The organism is Polynucleobacter asymbioticus (genome assembly GCF_018687575.1).
GTDB classification, from domain to species: domain Bacteria; phylum Pseudomonadota; class Gammaproteobacteria; order Burkholderiales; family Burkholderiaceae; genus Polynucleobacter; species Polynucleobacter asymbioticus_C.
On the sequence record NZ_CP061297.1, the window covers coordinates 308,517 to 330,708 of the forward strand.

Sequence of the window (22,192 nt, forward strand, 5' to 3'; positions counted from 1 at the left end):
TTGATGGCTAGGCTATCGCACCTTTGCTTGATTCTTTGGAGTGTTTACCATTGTTCCTATAGGCGGCTTCTTTAAAGGGCGCTACACCTAGGCGACGATAAGTATCGATAAAAGGTTCATCTGCTGTACGCTGCTCGACATAGGTATTGATCAGGCTAGTCATCACATCCGGAATCTCATTGGCATAGAAAGAGGGTCCAATGACTTTGCCTATAGAGGCATCGTTACCTTGGTCGCCACCTAGAGTGATTTGGTACCACTCCTCACCATCCTTATCGACACCCAGAACGCCAATATTGCCAACGTGATGGTGACCGCAGGAGTTAATGCAACCAGAGATATTTAAAGTGATATCTCCCAAGTCATGCAGATAATCCAAATCATCAAATCGTTCTTGAATGGCTTTGGCAATTGGTAGTGATTTGGCATTGGCCAGTGAGCAGAAGTCGCCACCAGGGCAAGCAATGATGTCAGTTAGTAGGCCAATATTAGGCAAGACTAAGTTGTAGTTTTTAGCCGCACGCCATAAGTTGAGAAGCTCCATCTGCTCAACATCAGCTAATACCAGATTCTGTTCATGGGTAACGCGCAGTTCACCAAAGCTATATTGGTCTGCTAAGTCGGCAATGGCATTCATTTGGGCGCTGGTGGCATCGCCAGGAGCTGCAGTGCCATGGGGCTTTAGTGAGAGTATGACCGAAGCATATCCAGGCACTTGATGCGGCTTTACGTTGCGCTCTAGCCAGCGAGTAAACCCAATTTTCTCACTAGCATTGAGTTTGGAGTCAGCATGGGATTGCAATTGCTCATCGCTCAATTCTGTCAGATCTTTGTAGTTTGGCTTAGTGAAGTGCTTGGCGACGCGCTCCCACTCAGCTTGAGTGAAATTATCTTTACTCTGTTTTGCTTCATTGTGAAAGTTTGCCCATTCGCCTTCTACTTGGCGGGCAAACTCTTCTGGCCCTAAGGCTTTGACCAAAATCTTGATGCGGGCTTTATAGAGATTATCTCTCCTACCAAAGCGGTTATACACACGCAATAGGGCGGTCAAATAGCTTGGCAGAACTTGCCATGGCAAGCCTTGCTTAATTAATGATCCCAGTATGGGTGTGCGACCCATGCCGCCGCCAGCATAAATATCTGCAGTTAATTCACCATTATTGATGGCAGGATTTTTCTTGAGCTCAATGCCAACATCATGGCAAAGCAAAACTGTACGATCTTCTTTAGCACCATTAATTGCAAATTTAAATTTGCGAGGAAGGTGAGCAAACTCGGGATGCAGAGTTGACCATTGACGCAGTAGCTCACAGATGGGTCGTGGGTCGACGTATTCGTCAGCAGCAACACCTGCAAAGGCATCGCTCGTAATATTGCGAATACAGTTACCAGAAGTCTGGATGGCATGCATCTCCACTTTGGCTAGCTCAGCCAGAATGTCAGGAGTTTTCTCTAACTCAACCCAATTAAATTGAATGTTCTGACGAGTTGTGAAGTGTCCATACCCCCGGTCATATTTATCAGCAATAAACGCCAGGGTGCGCAATTGTTTGGAGCTCAACAGGCCATAAGGGATGGCGATACGCAGCATATATGCATGGCGCTGGTGGTACAGACCATTTTGAAGTCGAAGGGGGCGAAACTCTTCTTCGGCTAGGGTGCCGTTTAAGCGACGCTCAACTTGGTTTTGAAATTGGATAACCCGTTGATCTACAAGGGTTTGGTCAATATGGTCATATTTATACATAGCCTTATATTGTCTGGGGCTATGACCATAACTACAAATACTTAAATATTGAATCTATATATCTGTATTGATATATAGGGTTAGACCATGTTGAATAGATGCCTTATTCCTGAGGAGGTCTAACTATCCTGCTTAGAGGCTAAATTCTCGGTAATGCCTGTAGAGATTGGCAATCGATGCAAAGCCCAGCACGACAATCAGAACAGCAAAAAGATAGTCGGTTGTCAGGTAGGTAAACACGCCTACTTGAATGGCAATAGCTGCAGCAATGAAGGCAGCGATTGCACCAAAGACCACTAACTTGAAGTTCGGAATAAATGCACCCAGAGTAATAGCAACAAACAATAGAACAAGTTCAGAAACCAGTTGATCCGCCATTAAGAAGATCCCGTTGGTGAACTCCGGATTAGTCAACTTACCAACAACTGCGAGCACCAGAATGCTGGCCAATACCGCAAAGTTGAGCTTGGCTTTCTTGAGAATGTTGAGGAGTTGATCATTCATGATGGCAGCGACTTCCTAGTGTTTGCTGGTATTGGTAATTAGGACTGCCCACTGAATACTAGGCTGATGCCAATCCACAAAAGGATGAAGGCAGCCAAAATAGTGAAGCCAATCTTTTTAAGAAAGTATTCGAGAGTATCCATATAGGCTTCATCGTTGCGACCAAAGTATTGATCAAAGCGTTTCCATACCAGGCGACCCACTACTAGTGGAAGTAGCATGGCAACAATGCCGAAAATAATAGTAAACGTGTTATCCATGGAGCTTATATTCTTTCTTGCGAATTTCTTATTTGTTTCTAATAGTTGCCAGTAAAGGCAGGGAAGTCATATAGCATACAGGGATTATCGGACAGGATGCCTTTTCTAAGCCCTGGATCCGACACCCAAGAGCCAAACAGATCGCAGAGATCGGCATCATGCGGCATTTGCTTTTTGACCATCACATGAGGCCAATCACTGCCCCAGATCAATCTCTTGCTATTGGCCTTAATCACTGCATCATTAAATGCTCGCATATCTGCATAGGGAAAGTCCCCATCACAAATGCGATAAGGTCCAGTCATCTTGACCCAAGCTTTGTTATTTTTCAGAAGCTCCAGCAGACCCTGAAAACCTTTGTCATTAATGCCATGTTTTGCGTGTGAGTAGCCAAAGTGACCAAACACTAAGTCGACAGGAAAATCTGCAAATGTTCTAGCAAGATCGGAATATTCATTGACGTGGGCTAGTAACTCCAAATGCCAACCAAGGGGTTTGATGCGCCTAGCGATTGCAGTTAATTCATCAATCGGCAAGCCCTTCGATTTATCAGCAACATCGACAACATTGCAACGAATGCCTCGCACGCCAGCTTGATGAAGCTTCTCCAGTTCAGCATCAGTAATGTTGCTGTCTATGACTGCAACCCCACGAAATTTGTTGGGGTTCGCAGAGAGCGCTGCAAGCATGGCTCGGTTATCAGTGCCATATACGCTGGGCTGAACTAAGACGGCACGATCTACGCCCAACATATTCAATAGGGATTTGTATTGGCTCAGTGTGGCATCAGGTGGAGTGTAGATACGCTCATCAGCATAAGGAAACTCCAAGGCTGGCCCACAGACGTGGGCATGACAATCTACCGCCCCAGAGGGAAATTGAATCTTTGGTGATCGAATTTCTGGATCTGGGGCTTGGCAGAGTGGAGCTGCTGGAGTTGAGTTCAATTTGATACAGGTAGATTACTGTGGTTCGATGTTGGCATCTTTAGCAATCTTTTGATACTTCGCCATCTCATCGCGTACAAACTTAGCAAATTCTTGCGGGCTCATTGGCGTTGCTTTGATGCCTTTGGCCTCATAAGCAGCCTTTACTTCAGGAGTTTGCATTGCTAGATTGATATCTTGATTAATCTTTTTCACAATCGCCGCTGGTGTGCCGGCGGGTGCCCATACGCCAAACCAAAGACCAATTTCAAAGTTGGAGTAACCCAACTCAGCAATGCTGGGGATATCTGGAACGGCGGCATTACGTGCCTTACTAGTAACGCCCAGCGCTCTTACTTTGCCACCCTTGAGTTGCCCGATAGCAGTATCCAGTGGTGCCATATAGAAAGCAGTACGCCCAGCCATTGTGTCTTGAATAGCTTCTGGTGATCCTTTGTAGGGAACATGAATGAGCTTAATGCCCATCATTTGATTGAAGTATTCAGCAGCGAGGTGAGTTGAGCTACCAACACCTGCAGATGCAAAAGTAATCTCACCGGGTTTGGATTTAGCTGCTATTACCAGATCTCTGATGGATTGGTATGGACCCTCAGCCGAGGTAATTAAGACGTAAGGAGTTTGTCCAAGGATGTCGACATCAACCAGGCTCTTCAGAGGGTCGTACGGTAGTTTTTTATAGATTGCAGGATTAGCCGCGTAGGAGGCTGATTGCACGAGAAGGGTGTAGCCATCCGGCTCGGAGCCGACTACTGCACCAGTACCGATTAAGCCACCAGCACCAGGACGATTTTCAATAATGACGGATTGTTTCCAGGTTTCAGCCAGGCTCTTAGCAACGATCCTGCCGGCGATATCTGCACCAGACCCAGCGGTCAGAGGCACTATCATCTTGACTGTCCGATTGGGGTAGCTTTGCGCGTTTGCAGCCGTGGAAATGAGGTTGAGGCTAAGCCCTAAGCCAATGAATAAGCTCACCATCCAGTTGCGCTTTAGTGAGCGAGGGGATTGCAATATCTTTTGCATCATGTCTCCTTAGTATTTTTATTGTTTCGTTGGATAATCTACCATGCTCCTTTCCAGATCTCCATGATTAAGACAGGAAATTTAAAAATTGTTAGACCAGTCAGAAAGTACATATAAATGAGCCAAAAACTAGAAAAACAGATCATTAAGGTCAATGGAATCGATATTGCCTATCGTTTTGATGGTCCTAGCGATGGTCATGTGGTGATGATGGCCAACAGCTTAATGTCTGACTGCAGTATGTGGGATTGGAATGTGCCCGCATTAAGCGATCGTTATCGAGTGCTACGCTTTGATAAGCGTGGGCATGGCAACTCAGAAACAACTCCCGCCCCCTACAGCATCCCCCAATTGGCTGATGACGCAGTTGCCTTATTAGATGCATTGAAAATTGATAAGGTGCATTTCATTGGACTCTCGATGGGCGGCATGATTGGTCAGCAATTGGGTGCTCGCTATCCGGAACGCGTTTACTCCCTTTCCCTTTGTGACACCGCCAGTGAAATGCCGCCACGCAGTTTGTGGGAAGAGCGTTTTGATATTGCCCGAAAAGAAGGAATTGCTGGTTTGGTAGATGGCACCATTAAGCGCTGGTTTACTGCCCCATTTATTGAGCGTGCCCCTCAAGATATTGCCAAAGTGAGAGAGATGATTTTAGGTACCGGAGTTGAGGGCTATCTAGGTTGCGCAAGTGCAGTAAGAGATATGGCGCAAACAACGATGTTGCTCAAAATCAAAGTGCCAACACTCATCTTGACTGGTCGCCAGGATCCCGCCTGCACGGTGGATCAGGCGATCGTGCTGAACCGTATGATTGATGGATCCAAGTTCGTCATCTTGGAAGATGCTGCGCATTTGTCCAATATCGAGCAGCCAGAAGCATTTAATCGCACTGTCCGTGACTTTATTGATTCAGTCGACAACACTTTGTAGGAATGTATTTAAACATTAAAGCGCTATGGCAATGAAAAAAACAGACCTCTACAAAAACCTTGCTCTGACTACGGCTCAGCGCATGAAAAATGCTGCAAAGACACCAAAGCCTGGTACGGCAGAAGGCATTGCAAAAACGAAGAAAGAGCTTGCAAGTAGCAATCCTATGCTGGCCTCTTTAATGGGCAAGACTAAATCCAAATAGTACTTAACAATTCTTGAAGCAAGCCTCTCCACTATTTCTCATAGACCTGCTGAAGGTCTTTGCTGCTCTAGTCATCATCCTGCATCATCTTTCTAGCTATGGCCAGATCGCAGCAGATGCGCGAGCATTCTTGCCAAGTGTGATGAATTTCTTGTATGAGTATGGTCGCTTTGCCGTACAAATTTTCTTAGTGATGGCGGGTTATCTCGCAACCCAGTCTCTCACACGATTTGCGAATGCGAAATTCAGCAGCCAGAATTTGCTGCGAGTCATCATTAATCGCTATTTGCGTTTGTTTGCACCTTATATTGCTGCTTTGGTCTTCACCATTCTTTGCGCCTTGATTGCACGCTTCTGGGTGAATGATGAGTTCGTTGGCGATCAAGAAAAGATGGGTCAGTTCCTGGCACACTTATTTTTCTTGCAAGGTATCTTGGGCTTAGATTCGATCTCTGCTGGCGTTTGGTATGTAGCGATTGATTGGCAGTTGTATTCAGTGCTAGCAGTATTGCTAATCACTTTTTCTTCTTATCAGGCTTTGATTTGGTTCATCAGCATTGTTGCGACTGCTTCTTTGCTGTACTTTAATCGCTCTAATCAGTATGAGGCCTACTTTATTTACTTTATTGGCTCATACAGCCTTGGTGTCTTGGCTTATCTGGCTAAAAACTTTGCGGATAAAAAAATTCAGGGCTTAGCTAAGCTTGCGCTCATTGCAATTGGGGTAATGATTCTGCTTTCGACTCTTCAACAAGTTTGGTTACGAAATTTCTTGGCTTGGTTTGTGGCGATTGCCTTGTTGGTGTGGGGCAATGTTGCTTATCCTAGTTCATCTGTGACACATAGATTAAAAGCATCGCTACTGCGAGCGATTGCTTGGGCAAGCCCACGCTCATACTGCGCCTTCTTAATTCACTTTGCGTTTATCTTGTTAGCCAATACGATCTACATCGCTTCTGGAATGCACGCCCACGAGAGTGGCCTGATTGCAGTTGGCTTAATGTTGGGGGTTGTGGTGAGTAGCCTCATTGCCGCTAGCTACATGTATCGCTGGATTGAAATTCCATCAGCAAAGCTGAAGATCTAAAACAACAACTTAGATCCCCATATCCTTTAAGACGCGGAAGATTTCTCGATAAGCCTTAGGAGGTTTATTGGTTTCTTTTTCCTTACGCGCATTGCGAATGAGGGTGCGCATATTCTGAATATCCATATCGGGATATTGCTCAATCATCTTCGTAAAGGTTTCGTCATTCGCAATTAAGCGATCACGGTAGGACTCTAAATGGTGGAGCTTGGCAGTCTCTGCCTTGCTAACACCCTGAATGGCATCTAAACGCTTCTGAATCGCATCCAGCTCCTCTTCATCCAAAAAGCGCATGAGTTTGCCAAGGTACTGCTTATGACGACGAATTGCCTCAAAGCTTTTAATCTTGTTTGTTTCTGCAATGGCAGCCTTAATGGCTTCATCGAGAGGGATAGTCTTTAAAGCATCGCTACTGAGTGCCGCTAGAACCTCGGCCAGCTTCTGGCGTTCAGTCATCTGGCGCTTTAGCTCAGATTTGCTGGGACCCTCATCCAGATCTTCTTTCTTGGGGGTGCGGTTCTTTTCATTGACATGCATGATGTTATTTTAGACGCTATTGGGTATTTAGCAGCGGGTGTACAAGCATTGATGTACTTGGTTTCACCTGATTCGACAATATGCGTCGCCATAACTTGCTTTGGCTCGCTAGACATCCCTACTAAGCCAAAGTGTTCCCTCGGAACTTCTAGCCACCCATCCAATAAATTGGTTTTATCGCGGCGCTGTGAAGCAGTGGCCTAGGTAATTGTTACCTTTGCCACTTATATTCATTATTGACCGGGTGGGAATTTATTAAGGTTAAATATTCTTTTTCTGCAACTTTGGCAACCTCTTAGGGTGAGTAAATCGCCACCTCCAATGTGGGTTTTGCTGTGAATAATGCTCAATTGCATCTAGAGCAAAATCCCTAAGTTTTTTGAGATTCCATAATTTAATTACTAAATTACTCGGAATAAGCTCAATCTGAGCGCCCTTATGAAATTCCCAGTCCTACAAGCCTGTACTTCCAGTTGGCATAAATAAAAGAGTTTCGGGATTGGACATTTGAAGCAGTGTTCCAATGCGCGTTAAAAAAGTATCAGGCCCAATTGAGCCGATATAGAGTGACTCTCTACATAAGCCCATATATGCACTTGCCGCCATCTGATGGAGATGTTTCATAGCTAATCCTAACTTGTAATGAATCTGCATCTTTTGCTTTTATGGACAAAGTGCCAGGCTAGTTCTTTGCCTCATGTAGCTAGTTTGTTCTTACCGATGTCCGTCGAGTGCATGCGAGCCGCCCCTTGGGGTGCCCTTGACGGAATGAGGGCTGACCTTGAAATAGACACTCCAAAAGCTAGCCCTCAATGTCGATCCAATCGATATATGTCGTTTATATGTCGATAAAACCCTAATTTTTAGACATGTTTTCACATTATGTCGAACAAATCGACATGTTTTGGTAAAATGTCGATAAATCAGGAAAAAATCGACATATGAACTTTGACCCTAAAAAACCGTATAACGAACTTCCTTTGCTGCCCCCTAAGGCAGATATTGAGTCCAAGGCAATTCTCAAGGCCTGTATCGAGGCCCGCTCTGTGCTTGGAGAATTAAAAATTGCTGGAGACTTAATTCCTAACCAGGGAGTGCTAATTAATACGATCCCTTTGTTAGAGGCGCAGGCCAGCTCGGAAATTGAAAATATTGTCACCACAACAGATCGCTTGTTTCAATATGCAAACGATGTGAGTGGTGGAGCCGATTTAGCAACCAAAGAGGCATTGCGTTATCGCACCGCTCTATATAGCGGTTACAAATATTTATCTGAGCGCCCCTTGACTACGGCTACAGCAGTAGAAGTTTGCAGAACCATTAAAGGCATTGATCTCGACATTCGTAAAACTCCAGGAACCACATTGATAAACGATGTTACTGGGGACATTATTTACACGCCACCAGAGGGCGAGTCTTTACTAAGGGAAAAATTGAGTGATTGGGAAAAGTTTATTCACGAAGCCGAAGAATTTGATCCATTAATTCGTATGGCGGTGATGCACTACCAGTTTGAGGCAATTCATCCATTTAATGATGGTAATGGCAGAACTGGTCGCGTCTTGAATTTGCTATACCTAGTAGAAAAAGAATTACTTAGCATCCCTGTTCTCTACTTGTCTCGCTACATTATTGAGAACAAGGTCGAATACTATCGCCTACTCAATGGGGTAACCGCTAACGGGCAATGGGAAGAATGGATCCTATATATGCTCAAAGCCGTTACTGAAACTGCCATATCAACCACCGCCAAGATCAAGGGCATCCGCTCACTGTTAAACGCAACGGCTAATAAAATTCGTGAGCAGGCGCCTCAGATCTATACACGCGAACTAGCGGACCTGATCTTCATTCAGCCATATTGCCGTATTAGTGACGTGGTGGATGCTAACTTAGCAAAGCGTCAGACAGCTTCTGTCTATCTGAAGCGCCTATGCGATATCGGTGTTTTGCATGATGTCAAAGTGGGTCGAGAAAGATTATTTCTTAACCCAGCTTTCTTGGATTTACTAAAGCGTTAAATTCGCATATTGCCTAGATGCTGGGCAATATGATCCATTGGCTGCTCAGAGCTGGATAGTAATGGCATTGAACTCATTAAGCTGAGATCCTGGATGGTTTCTACTCTCTCGAAAGCTGGGCCTGAGTTTGCGCCAGTGACTATAAGGCCCTATCCAAGCTTCTGTTTGAGTTTGCGTAGATCAATCGTTCCAAATAGCTGACTTCTGCCTATAACCTCTTTAGGTTTTATTTTCCCTGATTGAACATATCGTCGAAAAGTTGGGATCGAGATCTCTAAAAATTCTGCAGCCTCTTTCGCTGAAAATGTAGTATTTCTGAGATGTCCAAATACTTGCTCATGATTTAAGGCTCGCATTTGTTTTTTGCTCCATCCAGGGTTAAGTCAAGGCTAAATTTTAGTAAATAATAGATACTACGAACTACATGGTTATTTCTCACTAAGCACATGACTCAAGCCTCATCAATCAATACATACGACTACATCATCATCGGCGCCGGTAGCGCCGGCTGCATGTTGGCCAAGCGCCTCACTGAGAATCCCGCTAAACGGGTGCTGTTGATTGAGGCTGGTAAGAACGACAATTACATCTGGATACATGTACCAGTTGGATATTTATATTGCATCGATAACCCAAGAGCGGATTGGCGTTTTAAGACTGCTGCGGAAAAAGGTTTAAATGGTCGTTCACTGCTCTATCCACGTGGCAGAGTTTTGGGCGGATGCTCATCTATCAACGGCATGATTTATATGCGTGGTCAGGTTGGCGACTACGACTCCTGGGTTAAGTCGACCGGTGATGATTCGTGGTCTTGGGAAAACGCCTTGCGTCGCTATAAATCATTCGAGGATTATCACGGCGCTGCTAATCAGTGGCACAGCAAAGGCGGTGAGTGGACGGTTTCTAAACAGCGTTTGCGTTGGCCCATCATGGACGTCTTTAGAGAGGCTGCGGTGCAAGCTGGCATCCCAGCTTCCGATGACTTTAACCAAGGCGATAACTTTGGTGTGGGTTACTTTGATGTGAGTCAGCGTAAAGGTTGGCGCCTCAATACCTCCAAAGCATTTTTGCGTGATGCTGCTAAGCGATCTAATCTCACTGTAGTTACTGAAGCGATGGTCAATAAATTATTGATTGATCCCAGTTCTAAAAATTGCTTCGGCGTTCAATACATCAAAGATAGCAAAACAGTAGACGTGCATTTAAGTAATAACAATACTGCTACTCATGGCGAAGTCATTTTGAGTGCAGGTGCCATTGGTAGTGTGCAGGTTCTAGAGCGCTCGGGCGTCGGATCAGCTGCGCTTCTCAATAAACTAGGTATCCCCGTCATTGTAGATTTACCTGGTGTGGGAGAAAACTTACAAGACCATTTGCAATTGCGCATGATCTATAAGGTCAATGGCATTAAGACTCTCAATACCAAAGCAAATTCTTTGCTCGGCAAACTGATGATCGGTATGGAGTATGTGTTTAAGCGCTCTGGCCCAATGTCGATGGCTCCATCTCAATTAGGTGCTTTTGCATATAGCTCGCCGGAACAGCCATCAGCAAATTTGGAGTATCACGTACAACCGCTATCACTAGAAAAGTTCGGTGAGGACTTACATTCCTTTAATGCAATTACTGCTAGCGTTTGCAATTTACGTCCAACATCTCGCGGTAGTGTGCACATCGGCTCTGTCGATCCAGAAGCGCCTCCAGTGATTGCACCAAATTATTTATCGACCGATGAAGATCGCAAAGTGGCTGCCGATTCATTGCGTCTCACACGCAAGATTGTGGAAAGCCCCGCGCTCAAGCCATACACACCAGATGAGTACAAACCAGGCAAGCAATATCAAACAGAAGAGGAACTCATTAAGGCTGCTGGCGATATCGGTACCACGATCTTTCATCCGGTAGGTACTTGCAAGATGGGGCGCGATGATGATCCGCTGGCGGTGCTGGATTCTCAATTACGTGTTCGGGGTATTCATCATCTGAGAGTAGTGGATGCTTCTGCAATGCCAACGATTACTTCTGGCAATACTGCGGCGCCTACGATGATGATTGCGCAACGCGCTGCTGAATTGCTCACCAGTGAGTAGATTGGAAAGTTCTCAAGGTAGCGGCTTACACCAGCAGTTACCAGCAAGCCATTTGCTGTTAGCCCTGGCAATTGTGGCGGTATGGGGTACAAACTTTGTCGTGATCAAAAATAGTTTGGCATCTCTGCCACCGTTTTATTTTGCGACCTTGCGATATCTATTTGTTCTTTTGCCCTTAGTCTTCTTTCTGCCTAGGCCAAAAGTAGCTTGGGGCAATCTCTGTATTTATGGATTAGCCACTGGAGTTGGACAATTTGGTGTGATGTACTACGCCGTCAATAGTCAGATTTCTCCGGGCTTGGCCTCCTTAGTGGTGCAGACCCAAGTATTTTTTACTATTGGCTTTGCCATGCTATTTGCCAAAGAGGGTCTCAAGCGGTATCAGGTGGTCGCAGTTGGCATCGCTTTGCTTGGTCTTGTAATTATTGCGCTGCACACAGACTCCACCACTACTTTCTTAGGTTTAGCGCTAGTAGTCTTTGCGGGTCTCTCCTGGGGAATTGCTAATACGGTGAGTCGTCAAGCTGGTTCAATCAATATGTTGTCCTATGTCGTGTGGGCCAGTGCTTTCTCTATTCCACCGCTCGCACTCATGGCGCTAATCTTTGAGGGCGGTACAGCCCATTTATGGGATGTGACCTTGGCTGCCCCTTTAGGGGCTTGGATTGGCGTCCTTTGGCAGTCTTGGGCCAATACGATATTTGGCTATGCTGCTTGGGGCTGGTTGCTGTCAAAACACCCTGCTGCACTAGTGGCCCCAGCGCCTCTATTGGTGCCCATCTTTGGAATGGGGGCATCCGCTTACTTTTTGGGTGAGGCTTTACCCCCTTGGAAAGTGGAGGCTGCCAGCTTGGTGATCGCTGGCCTCATCATCAATCTCTTCTGGCCTAGCCTGCAAGCTCAAGTTCGTAAGATTTTTTAAAACGACTTTTATCTCTAGGGGCTAATGTAAAACCCTAATACAGAGCCCTTTTTTTGCCCCGACATTGACTGTAAGATAAATGTTCGTTTCAAGTTGTACTTAAAAAAGAATTTATTTAATTAGCATTTTTAGTCATGGAGACTTTATGAATATTCGTCGTCACATTTTTGCAGTAGCTGCTACTGCAATGTTAGCAACCGGCGCTTACGCTGCCGATATCAAAGTGGGCGTTATTGGCCCGTTCACAGGCGGCTCCGCTTCAATGGGCGTGAGTATGCGTGATGGCGTTCGCTTAGCTGCGAAAGAAATTAACGCTGCTGGCGGCATTGACGGCAACAAGATTGTTTTAGTTGAGCGCGATGACGAAGCTAAAAACGAGCGTGGCGTACAAATCGCCCAAGAATTGATCAACAACGAAAAAGTGGCTGCTACATTGGGTTACATCAACACTGGTGTGGCTCTGGCTTCCCAGCGCTTCTTCCAAGAAGCCAAGATTCCTGTGATCAACAACGTTGCAACAGGTACATTGATTACTAAGCAATTCCCAAATGCTGCTGAGAACTATGTATTCCGTACTTCTGCTGCTGACAACATTCAGGCACCTATGATCGCTAAAGAAGCGGTTGAGAAGCGTGGCTTGAAGAAAGTCGCTATCTTGGCTGACTCTACAAACTACGGTCAGTTGGGTCGTGAAGACTTAGAGAAGGCATTGAAGAATTATGGCGTTACTCCAGTGGCGGTAGAGAAGTTCAACTTGGGTGACGTCGATATGACATCACAGTTGCTCAAGGCAAAGAATGCTGGCGCAGAAGTAGTGTTGACATACGCAATCGGACCTGAGTTGGCACAAATTGCTAACGGTATGGCGAAATTGGGTTGGAAGAAGCCAATGATCGGTTCATGGACATTGTCTATGGCTAGCTTTATTGATACTGCTGGTAAGAACGGTAACGGCGCAACTATGCCAGAGACTTTCATTCAGAGCCCTGCAACTACACCAAAGCGTAAAGCTTTCGTAGATGCTTACCTGAAGGATTTCAAACCTAAGAACGGCATCATCGCTTCCCCAGTGTCTGCAGCTCAAGGCTATGACTCTGTATACCTCTTGGCAGCTGCAATCAAGCAAGCTAAAGGTACAGAGGGACCAAAGATCTTGGCAGCACTTGAGAACCTGAATACACCTGTTGATGGTGTTGTGATGACTTACAACAAGCCATTTAGCAAAACTGACCACGAAGCAATCAAAGCTAAAGACGTGGTGATGGGTATTGTTGAGAACGGAAAAGTTGAGTTCTTGAATGCTGAAGACGCTGTAGCTAAGAAGAAGTAATTCTTCATAAAAGCGGGTGCAGAAATCTATTTTTCTGCACTGCAGCATTTATAGAAGTGTAATCAAGCAAAACGCCGCCCACGAAGCGGCGTTTTGCTTACAATAGCGGATCGTTCATAAAACAGTTTTAGAATTTTTTAGGTCTACATCATGGAAATGTTTGCACAAATCCTCTCCAGTGGTATCGCAGTAGGCATGATCTATGCGGTCATTGCTTTCGGCTTTCAGCTGACTTTTGCCACTTCTGGCACATTGAACTTCGGTCAAGGCGAGGCCTTAATGTTAGGCGCCTTAGTTGGTCTGACCTGCGTTGACATGTTTGGCATGAACTACTGGCTCATGATTCCAATCGTTTGTCTCTTCGGAATGGTGCAAGGTGGCTTCGTTGAATTAATTGGTGTACGTCCTGCTATCAAGATTAAGTCTGAGTTTGGTTGGATTATGTCCACGATTGCGCTGGGTATCATTTTCAAGAACGTAGCTGAAAACGTTTGGGGTCGCGATGCATTGCCATTCCCATCACCATTGCCAATGGAGCCAATGGGATTCCTCGGAGCTAATATTTTGCCGATGGAAATCTTGGTTGTAGTTGGCGCTCTAGTCATGATGTTGTTGGTCGAATTTTTTAACCGTAAAACGATTTACGGTAAAGCGGTGGTAGCAACGGCTAATGACCGTGATGCTGCCGGCTTGATGGGCATCAATACCAGCATGGTTATTACCTTCTCTTATGCGCTGTCATCCTTAACAGCAGCCTTTGCTGGTGTGTTGATTGCACCGCTCACATTAACTGGCGCTGCCATGGGTGGAGCCTTGGGTTTAAAGGCATTTGCAGTAGCCATTATTGGCGGTCTCTCAAGCGGTATGGGAATCATTGTTGGTGGTTTGATTCTCGGAATTGTTGAGACAGCAACAGGCTTCTATATTTCTACTGGCTATAAAGATGTACCGGGTTTGATCTTACTCTTGTTAGTACTTGCATTCAAGCCATCTGGTCTCTTTGGTAAAACTGCAATTAAGAAAGTTTAATAATGAAATCGAAGTCTCTATTACCCCTATTGATTGCAATTGTTGGCTTATTTAGCCTACCTTTCTTTATTAGCAACCCGTACTACATTCACTTAGTCGAAACGATTCTGATTTACACCATCTTGTTGTATGGCTTAGATATTGTGGTGGGTTACGTTGGTCAAGTTTCTTTAGGCCATGCTGCATTGTTCGGAATTGGTTCCTACACCGCAGGCGTTTTGTTTTTCCACTTCGGCGCGCCGATCTGGATCACTTTGCCAGCGGCCATTGTTGTGACATCCATCTTTGGTGGAATCCTGGCCCTACCTGCACTGAAAGTCATTGGACCGTATTTGGCCATGGTGACCTTAGCGTTTGGAACTATTACTCAGATCTTGATCAATGAGATGACATGGCTTACAGAAGGTCCTTTAGGAATCAAGATTCCTAAGCCTGACCTGATGGGCGCGCCAATGTCAAAAGCCCAGTTCTTTTGGTTGGTCTGTATTGTGTTGATCATCGCCTTGGTGGTGGTAGACCGTTTTGTTAAATCCCAGATGGGTCGTGCTTTTGAGGCTTTGCGTGATAGTCCAGTAGCTTGTGACTGTATGGGCGTCTCGGTTTATCGCTACAAAGTGATTGCCTTCGTCATTAGCGCAGGCTTTGCTGGTTTAGCAGGCTGTTTGTATGCCTACTCTGAGCAATATATTTCTCCAAATACCTATAACAATGAATTAGCAGTTCTCTTCTTGTTAGCGGTCATTATGGGTGGCCGTAAGTCACGTTTAGGTGCATTACTGGGTGCGGCCATTATTGTTCTCTTGCCTAAGCTCTTGGACGATATTAATTTGTTCCGTATTGTTGCTACGACCATCGCTGTTGTGGTGGCTGTAGGTGCGGCGATGGCACTCTCCAAAAAGGTGACAACACCACGACGCGTGATGGTGCCTTTGGCTGGTGTTATTGGCTTGGCAGCTTTCTCATTCTGGTTAGACAGAATCTCCGATTGGCGCCTCAGTATTTTCGGCTTCATGATTTTGTTAGTGGTGTACTACTTGCAAAACGGTATCGTTGGTTTTGCGAAGAGCTTCTACCAATCCATCGCCGGCAAGACAGTGACCACTCGTGGCGAAAAAGCAGATGAGATTGATGATTCAATCAACTTCATTAGCGCGGTGAATAATCAAAATGCAGGCACTGAGCTCCTCAAGGTTGACTCTGTTCTGATGCAGTTTGGTGGCTTGAAAGCGCTGAACAATGTTGACCTCAGCATTAAGCGTGGAACAATTCACGGCTTGATCGGACCGAACGGTTCCGGTAAGAGCACGATGATGAACGTCTTAACTGGTATTTATCAGCCGACAGCTGGTAATGTGCTGTATGCCGGTCAGAGTGTTGTTGGCCGTACATCTTCTGATATCGCCTTATCAGGTATCGCTCGTACCTTCCAAAACGTTCAGCTTTTCGGTGAGATGACTGCTATCCAAAATATTTTGGTTGGCTTGCATCACACCTTTAAGTCCAACATGCTGGAAATTGCTTTGAACTTACCGCGCTACAAAAAAGAATCGCAAGAAGCACATGCTCGAGCAATGGCCTTGTTGAAGTTTGTTGGCTTGGAAGATTTAGCGAATGAAGAGGCGCGTAACCTGCCATACGGTAAGCAGCGCTCCTTGGAGATTGCCCGCGCCTTGGCCTTGGATCCAGAGTTGCTCTTGTTGGATGAGCCAGCTGCTGGTTTGACGGCACCAGACATTAAAGAACTCTTGCGCATTATTCGTAAGATCCGCGATAGCGGTATTACCTTCATCCTGATTGAGCATCATATGGATGTGGTGATGTCAGTGTGCGACACCGTTTCTGTATTGGACTTCGGTCAGAAGATTGCAGAAGGTAAACCAGCTGAAGTTCAGGCAGACGAGAAGGTGATTCATGCCTACTTGGGTACTTAATCACTAGAACAATATTGAATCGGTAAATACCATGTTATCTATTAAGAATCTTGAAGCAGGCTACGGCAAAGTAAAAGTTCTGCACGGCATCAATATTGATGTTCCTAAAGGACAAGTTATTACTTTGATCGGCTCAAACGGCGCTGGTAAAACCACTACCATGCGCGCTATTACGGGCATGATTAAACCTACAGCGGGTGAAGTGACCTTGGGCGGCGAAAAAATTGATGGTTACGACTCTCATAAAATTGCCCGTCTTGGATTGGCGCACAGCCCAGAAGGTCGTCGTGTATTTACGACGATGTCTGTCAATGACAACCTCTTGTTAGGCGCATTTCCGCGCTTTACTGGTAGCCGTCCAAAAGGCGATATTAAGAATGATCTAGAGCGCTCTCTAGAAATGTTCCCACGCTTAAAAGAGCGTCGCAACCAATTGGCTGGAACCTTGTCAGGTGGTGAGCAGCAGATGTTGGCGATGGCGCGTGCGGTGATGTTGAACCCAGAGATCATTCTCTTGGATGAGCCATCTATGGGTCTAGCACCAATCTTGGTTGAGGAAGTATTTAAGATTATTTCTAATCTCAAATCACAAGGCGTGACGATGTTATTGGTGGAGCAGTTCGCTGCTGCAGCTTTGAACGTTGCTGACTACGGCTATGTATTGGAGAACGGTAAGATTGCAACGCATGGTCCAGCAGAAAAATTAAAGCATGATCCTGCTGTGAAAGCAGCTTACTTAGGTGGAGCTGGTGGTCACTAAGATCTTGTATTAACGTGCTTGTTAAAAAGCCCTCGAAAGAGGGCTTTTTCTATTGGGGAGCAAGTGGTGCTCGAACCATTTTCCTATCTAGCCGTGAAGCAGCGAGATCGCCTCTCGAATGAGTAGAGCGCGATAAGTCATATAGAAGCCAACACCCACAAAGCCCATCAGAAATAGCTTGGGGACTAAAGCGCCTTCAGCCACCAATTCTGAGTTAAGAAGCCCCAGGGCAACAGCCAAGAAGAAGAGAGCTCCTAAGCCTAGAACAATCCAGTTTTCATGTTTAGTGACTTGCTGAGTTTTGTTGGTGTATGCGAGTACCTGAAAGCTATTCCCTTTTTGATAACCCGAGACTGTGACAGCATCCCCATTGCTTACCACCATTGGTGTTGAGAATTTAGCTGCAATCCTGTGATGGTCTAAATCAAATGTGGATATATAAAAGCGCTGGTAATACACCGAAGAGTGATCGTGAGTGGGCTTTTCTGGATTGACATACTCTAAGAGTTCATTATTAAGATTACTGACTGTTCCGGAGATGCTGCTAACGGAGCTGTTTAAAAGAGAGCTGGGTTTAAGAGACATGATTAGGGCTCCCAATAGTGCGAGAGAAAAAATAAGAAGAATGGAAGATATCGGGCGTTTCACGGACTTCAAGTTAGCACGCTTTTGGCTAGTAGGCCAAGAGCAATCACCAGGGTAAAGATGGAGAAAGCAAGCTGAATATGTGGACCGCTTAACTTTTTCCCCACAAGCAACCCAATCAACAATCCACCTAAGGCAGCAATCGCAAAAGGCGCTGCAAGCACAATTTTTAAGCTACCACTCACTGCCGAGAAAATAGCGCCACCACCAGTGATGATAGCGAGCACCCCAAGAGAAGTGGCGACGATGGATTTCACTGGCAAGTCGGTATAGCGTTTGAGCGCTGGCACGATGATGAAGCCGCCACCAACGCCGAGTAGGCCAGATAAAAAGCCTGCGATGCTACCAGCGAACATCAGGGCTCGCGCACAAGGCAGGGTCCATTGGAGTTTTCCAACAGTGGGATTGACTAGGCAGGGCGGAGGTTTTCTATCTTCCTCCGGAATGCCTTTAAGCTCATTGCGCGCTTGTATTAATAAGCGTACCGCTACATAGATCAGGGTCAAGCTAAACAGAATTTGTAAGGGTGTATTCGGAATCTGAGGTGCAAGCCAAAGACCTACGGGAGATAGGATTAAGCCAAAGATCGCCATGAAAATAGCCGCTTTGTAACGCAAGATCTTATTTTTGAGTCCCAAAATAGCCCCAATACTCGAAGCCAGAGCAACTGCACAGAGTGCAATAGGTGCTGCTTCTGCAATCGGCAGCCCCAGAAAGAAGACTAAGAGTGGTACTGACAGAATCCCGCCACCAGCGCCAGTGAGGCCCATGAGTATGCCAACTAGGATGCCTAGTGAGGGGCTGATCAGAGTTGAGTAGTCCATTGCAATTTATTTTAGATTAATATAGTATATAAATATATATAATATTTACAATACTTACGTAAGCAAGAAAATATGTTGACTCCACAGCACACCCCACTGATTAAAGACTTTTTTGACCCAGAAACCTGGACCTACACCTATGTAGTCTATGAGGGTGAGGGCAGTCCTTGCGTCATTATTGATTCAGTGATGAACTATGACCCTAAATCGGGTAGAACCACCACCAAGTCTGCCGATGAGGTCATTGCCTTCGTTAGGGCGCACCAGCTAAAGGTCACTTGGATTTTGGAGACCCATGCCCATGCAGACCATTTAACAGCTGCCCCTTACTTGCAAAGTCATCTAGGTGGTCAGTTGGTCATTGGAGATCACATCAAGAATGTGCAGACAGTATTTAAAGGTGTCTTTAATCTCGATGATCACTTTAAGGCGGATGGCACTCAATTTGACTACTTACTAAAGGAGGGTGAGTCACTTGCATTTGGCAATCTCTCATTAAAAGCGCTCTTTGTTCCTGGTCATACCCCCGCTTGTATGGCTTATGAGATCGGTGATGCGATCTTTGTGGGTGATACCTTGTTTATGCCGGATGTCGGCACTGCGCGTTGCGATTTTCCGGGTGGAGATGCCAAGACACTCTATCGCTCTATACAAAAGCTCTTGTCTTACCCAGGGCAGACTAAGCTGTATATGTGTCATGACTACCCACCCAATAATCGGCCTGCAACTGGTATGAGCACTGTTGCCGATGAGAAGGCAAATAATATTCATGTGCATGATGGTGTGACTGAGGAGCAATTTGTGCAGATGCGTACCGCACGAGATAAGACCTTAGATATGCCAACATTAATCTTGCCTTCTATTCAGGTCAATATACGGGCTGGACATTTTCCTGAAGCAGACAGCAATGGAGTTGCTTATTTAAAAATTCCTTTGAATGCGCTCTGATTGGGTAATGACAATGAATATGCCTATTTCAAAAGCAGAGCTAAAGAAGATGCAGTCATCAGCCGATGATGCCTGCAAGCTAATGAAGGTCTTATCAAACCGAGATCGCATGATGCTCTTATGTGAAATCGGTCAAGCGGAAAAATGTGTTGGTGAGTTAGAGGTTGCACTAGATTTACATCAGCCCACGCTCTCGCAGCAGCTCACCGTATTGCGCAAGGAGAAGCTGGTTAAAACACGTAGAGAGGGTAAGCAGATTTACTACTCACTATCTAGCCAGATTGCAGTATCAGTAATGAGTTTGCTCTACAAGCATTACTGCAAGAAGTAATTTACAAGAACCATTTAATCGCTTTTCAAAGGAGTTCAATATGAAATGTAACGTCGGCGGTATCGATCGTATTTTAAGAATCTCAGTAGGTATTGTGCTGGTTGTGCTGGCTACTAACGACATCATAGGTTGGTGGGGTTGGCTCGGACTAATCCCGATGGCTACAGGTATTTTTCGTTTCTGCCCAGCATATCCATTATTAGGAATCAATTCTTGTGGAACTACATCTGGAAAAGATTCTTGCTGTAAGTAAGTCTGCTGTAGTTAGAAATAGGCGTATTGAGAAAAAACTCAATACGCCTGATGTTTATTGAAGTCAGTCAATTTTTTTGACATACACTCCGTGCAGTAGAAAGATTGCAAAGAAGGCAATGCCAGTCATCCAGTGCGTTGCAATCACTCGGTCTCGCATTTCTTCAGGACCGTAGTACAGTAGGGCGCCTGAAACCAATAGGGTAGTTAAAAAAGCCAATTGGCTTAAACCACTCCACAACTTTCTTCTAGACTTCAAGCCCGCCTTCAGGTGAAAGGGTAAGACTGAGCCTAGAGCCATCGTGGCTGCCATAGCAGCAATACCGTGCCATATTAATACCGAGTGGGCGCCTAATACAGCGCGCTCGATGTGGAATTGATGACCCAACAAATAGGCTGTGCCAGTGAGGGAACAGCCCAACATAGCAATTAGTACAAAATGTCTTTGCCATGTCGGCATCTTGCCAAGGCGACTCGTATTTTTCATGAAGTGATAGTGTTGGGGATTCGGATGGCTTGGGCTGAAAAATGACGCAAGCAGGGATGTTGGGTATTGCCAGAAATACTCACTACCTTAGTTAAGGCATCTGCGTAGACGCATTTGGCGGCGACGACTGAATAAGATTCTGAAAACTCAACATGTTCTTGCTTGAGCGGATTGACCATAAAACTTCTTGCATTGGCATCCCGTTTTGCAAAGTAGAGGCCGCTGGTAGCAATTGCACCCGCCTTCATGCTACCAATCTGGATCAGCTCATTCGGCCTAGAGGGGTTCCTGATTTCAATCTCTCGAGAATGGTCTCCAAAGACTCGCATATCGCCCCCGGCATTGACGAATCCAGATTGAACGCCATTCGCGATCAAAGCTTCAATCGCTTTATCTACTGCATAGCCTTTGGCAATCCCGCCAAGATCAAGACATAGTGGGAGATATGATCGAACCAAGAAGGGCTTGATCAATAGGAGATCTTCTACACCCCCAAATCGGCAATCACTGATTTTCAAGTGCCTCGGTAGAAGAGCTGCCTCTGCTAGCAAATGACCAATTCCACAATTAAATATTCCTTGTGACTGACGATGAATATCCTTCGCGATAGTTAGTACTTCAGCTGTCCACGGATGAATCGCAATCGGCTCTAGATAAGACCTGGCATTAATTTGAGAAAGCTCACTCTCTGGATCATGAAAGCCCATCAAAGACTGCACTTGTTCAATAGCTAAGAAGGCCTCGTCTAGTGCCTTGAAGGACGGCAGTTCATCTTCAATACTGATTTCTACGAAGGTGCCTAAGAGCGGCTTGCAGCGAATCATTTGGCTTTTGGAATCGTGCTCTGATTTTTAAGGGCAAGATCATATAAAACGGCAACCCGCTTGACGCCATCAGTCAGGTGTTTGCAAGAGAGGGTAGCACCACCAATGTTTTGAATGTCTTGATTGAGTTTGATGGGATCTGATGCCACTTTTCCAACAAACTGCTGACGCCACTTCGCTTCTGCCACTTCGTAACCATAAGATTCAACGTACTCCAGAATCTCGATTCCCAGCACTGCGCCTGCTGGGCTTAGTGCTACTGCGTAAGTAATCATTTCATGTTTACCAACCACTTCATCGACAATGAACCAGCTTCCATCGGCCGCCCTCCAAATTCGATCTCCTTGAAAAGGGTGGCGAATACTTGAAGCTGTGCGCATTTTGTCTTGTAGCTCATCTGTAATGATGATGGGATTTTTGATAAGTAATTTATTGGGTATGAGTATCTTTTGAGCTTGCTCAATCGATACATAAATCTTAGCGTGTGCAATGATTGGCGCTGTGGTTGCAGCTAGACCAATCATGAATAAGGGATTTAGTTTCCAGTTCATTTTT

General features: G+C 45.5%; 26 protein-coding genes. 13 read left to right on the forward strand and 13 right to left on the reverse strand.

The genetic code is table 11. From position 1 onward, the window contains the following. Positions 1-7 precede the first annotated feature (7 nt). The 5 genes from AOC19_RS01665 to AOC19_RS01685 form a co-directional block, all read right to left on the reverse strand. A complete protein-coding gene (locus AOC19_RS01665; protein WP_215377040.1) occupies positions 8-1,747 on the reverse strand; it encodes a nitrite/sulfite reductase in 1,740 nt (579 codons plus the stop codon). A gap of 132 nt (positions 1,748-1,879) precedes the next feature. Continuing rightward, on the reverse strand, positions 1,880-2,251 hold the full coding sequence (locus tag AOC19_RS01670; protein WP_215377043.1) for a hypothetical protein: 372 nt from the start codon (positions 2,249-2,251) through the stop codon (positions 1,880-1,882). A 38-nt stretch (positions 2,252-2,289) separates the two neighbouring features. After that, the gene (locus AOC19_RS01675) at positions 2,290-2,511 is read right to left on the reverse strand and encodes a hypothetical protein (RefSeq protein WP_215377046.1); all 222 of its coding nucleotides are present in this window, start codon (positions 2,509-2,511) and stop codon (positions 2,290-2,292) included. 38 nt (positions 2,512-2,549) lie between these two features. Next, positions 2,550-3,458, reverse strand: a complete 909-nt coding sequence (locus AOC19_RS01680; protein ID WP_215377049.1) for an amidohydrolase family protein — start codon at positions 3,456-3,458, stop codon at positions 2,550-2,552. 15 nt (positions 3,459-3,473) lie between these two features. Further along, on the reverse strand, positions 3,474-4,484 hold the full coding sequence (locus AOC19_RS01685; RefSeq protein WP_215377052.1) for a Bug family tripartite tricarboxylate transporter substrate binding protein: 1,011 nt from the start codon (positions 4,482-4,484) through the stop codon (positions 3,474-3,476). Between the two features lie 114 nt (positions 4,485-4,598). On the opposite strand from AOC19_RS01685, the gene pcaD reads away from it, so the two are divergent. From pcaD to AOC19_RS01700, 3 genes are read left to right on the forward strand one after another with little or no spacing between them, the layout of a single operon-like run. After that, positions 4,599-5,414: a 3-oxoadipate enol-lactonase gene (pcaD, locus tag AOC19_RS01690; RefSeq protein WP_215377055.1), complete on the forward strand. Its 816-nt coding sequence runs from the start codon at positions 4,599-4,601 to the stop codon at positions 5,412-5,414. Positions 5,415-5,439: 25 nt separating this feature from the next. Next, positions 5,440-5,619 (forward strand): hypothetical protein, encoded by a 180-nt coding sequence (locus AOC19_RS01695; RefSeq protein WP_215377058.1) that lies wholly within the window; start codon positions 5,440-5,442, stop codon positions 5,617-5,619. Between the two features lie 13 nt (positions 5,620-5,632). Then, on the forward strand, positions 5,633-6,706 hold the full coding sequence (locus AOC19_RS01700) for an acyltransferase family protein (RefSeq protein WP_215377061.1): 1,074 nt from the start codon (positions 5,633-5,635) through the stop codon (positions 6,704-6,706). Positions 6,707-6,715: 9 nt separating this feature from the next. Here the strand turns inward: AOC19_RS01700 and yjgA are convergent, their stop codons facing one another. Both yjgA and AOC19_RS01710 read right to left on the reverse strand, forming a co-directional pair. After that, complete coding sequence (gene yjgA, locus AOC19_RS01705) at positions 6,716-7,243, reverse strand: ribosome biogenesis factor YjgA (protein WP_215377064.1); 528 nt, start codon at positions 7,241-7,243, stop codon at positions 6,716-6,718. A 453-nt stretch (positions 7,244-7,696) separates the two neighbouring features. Continuing rightward, a complete protein-coding gene (locus tag AOC19_RS01710; RefSeq protein WP_215377067.1) occupies positions 7,697-7,867 on the reverse strand; it encodes a hypothetical protein in 171 nt (56 codons plus the stop codon). Positions 7,868-8,184: 317 nt separating this feature from the next. Here AOC19_RS01710 and fic point away from each other — a divergent pair, with 317 nt between their 5' ends. Further along, complete coding sequence (fic, locus tag AOC19_RS01715; protein WP_215377070.1) at positions 8,185-9,264, forward strand: protein adenylyltransferase Fic; 1,080 nt, start codon at positions 8,185-8,187, stop codon at positions 9,262-9,264. A gap of 149 nt (positions 9,265-9,413) precedes the next feature. Here fic and AOC19_RS01720 read toward each other — a convergent pair whose 3' ends face one another. Then, on the reverse strand, positions 9,414-9,620 hold the full coding sequence (locus AOC19_RS01720; protein WP_215377072.1) for a helix-turn-helix domain-containing protein: 207 nt from the start codon (positions 9,618-9,620) through the stop codon (positions 9,414-9,416). Positions 9,621-9,728: 108 nt separating this feature from the next. On the opposite strand from AOC19_RS01720, the gene AOC19_RS01725 reads away from it, so the two are divergent. The 6 genes from AOC19_RS01725 to AOC19_RS01750 all read left to right on the forward strand — a co-directional run bounded on the left by AOC19_RS01725 (position 9,729) and on the right by AOC19_RS01750 (position 17,326). After that, a complete protein-coding gene (locus AOC19_RS01725; protein ID WP_215377980.1) occupies positions 9,729-11,354 on the forward strand; it encodes a GMC family oxidoreductase in 1,626 nt (541 codons plus the stop codon). Next, positions 11,347-12,276 (forward strand): EamA family transporter, encoded by a 930-nt coding sequence (locus tag AOC19_RS01730; protein WP_251368053.1) that lies wholly within the window; start codon positions 11,347-11,349, stop codon positions 12,274-12,276. Before AOC19_RS01725 ends, AOC19_RS01730 begins: the two co-directional genes overlap by 8 nt. 145 nt (positions 12,277-12,421) lie before the next feature. After that, on the forward strand, positions 12,422-13,606 hold the full coding sequence (locus tag AOC19_RS01735; protein ID WP_215377075.1) for an ABC transporter substrate-binding protein: 1,185 nt from the start codon (positions 12,422-12,424) through the stop codon (positions 13,604-13,606). Between the two features lie 150 nt (positions 13,607-13,756). Next, on the forward strand, positions 13,757-14,635 hold the full coding sequence (locus AOC19_RS01740) for a branched-chain amino acid ABC transporter permease (RefSeq protein ID WP_215377078.1): 879 nt from the start codon (positions 13,757-13,759) through the stop codon (positions 14,633-14,635). Between the two features lie 2 nt (positions 14,636-14,637). Next, positions 14,638-16,566: a branched-chain amino acid ABC transporter ATP-binding protein/permease gene (locus AOC19_RS01745; RefSeq protein ID WP_215377080.1), complete on the forward strand. Its 1,929-nt coding sequence runs from the start codon at positions 14,638-14,640 to the stop codon at positions 16,564-16,566. Between the two features lie 31 nt (positions 16,567-16,597). Then, the gene (locus AOC19_RS01750) at positions 16,598-17,326 is read left to right on the forward strand and encodes an ABC transporter ATP-binding protein (protein WP_215377082.1); all 729 of its coding nucleotides are present in this window, start codon (positions 16,598-16,600) and stop codon (positions 17,324-17,326) included. 87 nt (positions 17,327-17,413) lie between these two features. Here the strand turns inward: AOC19_RS01750 and AOC19_RS01755 are convergent, their stop codons facing one another. Together AOC19_RS01755 and AOC19_RS01760 are read right to left on the reverse strand one after the other, a co-directional pair. After that, entirely contained in the window at positions 17,414-17,911 is a 498-nt protein-coding gene (locus AOC19_RS01755) for a hypothetical protein (RefSeq protein WP_215377085.1), read from the reverse strand. A gap of 68 nt (positions 17,912-17,979) precedes the next feature. Then, complete coding sequence (locus AOC19_RS01760; protein WP_215377086.1) at positions 17,980-18,795, reverse strand: sulfite exporter TauE/SafE family protein; 816 nt, start codon at positions 18,793-18,795, stop codon at positions 17,980-17,982. A gap of 72 nt (positions 18,796-18,867) precedes the next feature. Between AOC19_RS01760 and AOC19_RS01765 the strand changes: the two genes are divergently transcribed. Genes AOC19_RS01765 through AOC19_RS01775 form a run of 3 tightly spaced genes read left to right on the forward strand, consistent with a single transcriptional unit; the run spans position 18,868 to position 20,327 of the window. After that, positions 18,868-19,743 (forward strand): MBL fold metallo-hydrolase, encoded by an 876-nt coding sequence (locus AOC19_RS01765; RefSeq protein WP_215377089.1) that lies wholly within the window; start codon positions 18,868-18,870, stop codon positions 19,741-19,743. A 13-nt stretch (positions 19,744-19,756) separates the two neighbouring features. Next, the gene (locus AOC19_RS01770; protein ID WP_215377091.1) at positions 19,757-20,074 is read left to right on the forward strand and encodes an ArsR/SmtB family transcription factor; all 318 of its coding nucleotides are present in this window, start codon (positions 19,757-19,759) and stop codon (positions 20,072-20,074) included. Positions 20,075-20,114: 40 nt separating this feature from the next. Next, positions 20,115-20,327 (forward strand): YgaP family membrane protein, encoded by a 213-nt coding sequence (locus AOC19_RS01775; protein ID WP_215377094.1) that lies wholly within the window; start codon positions 20,115-20,117, stop codon positions 20,325-20,327. Between the two features lie 63 nt (positions 20,328-20,390). Here the strand turns inward: AOC19_RS01775 and AOC19_RS01780 are convergent, their stop codons facing one another. Genes AOC19_RS01780 through AOC19_RS01790 form a run of 3 tightly spaced genes read right to left on the reverse strand, consistent with a single transcriptional unit; the run spans position 20,391 to position 22,188 of the window. After that, positions 20,391-20,813, reverse strand: a complete 423-nt coding sequence (locus AOC19_RS01780) for a hypothetical protein (protein ID WP_215377095.1) — start codon at positions 20,811-20,813, stop codon at positions 20,391-20,393. Beyond that, the gene (locus tag AOC19_RS01785) at positions 20,810-21,637 is read right to left on the reverse strand and encodes an FAD:protein FMN transferase (RefSeq protein WP_215377096.1); all 828 of its coding nucleotides are present in this window, start codon (positions 21,635-21,637) and stop codon (positions 20,810-20,812) included. Before AOC19_RS01785 ends, AOC19_RS01780 begins: the two co-directional genes overlap by 4 nt. Next, a complete protein-coding gene (locus AOC19_RS01790) occupies positions 21,634-22,188 on the reverse strand; it encodes an FMN-binding protein (RefSeq protein WP_215377098.1) in 555 nt (184 codons plus the stop codon). The genes AOC19_RS01785 and AOC19_RS01790 overlap by 4 nt, the downstream gene beginning before the upstream one ends. Between the last annotated feature and the right edge of the window lie 4 nt (positions 22,189-22,192).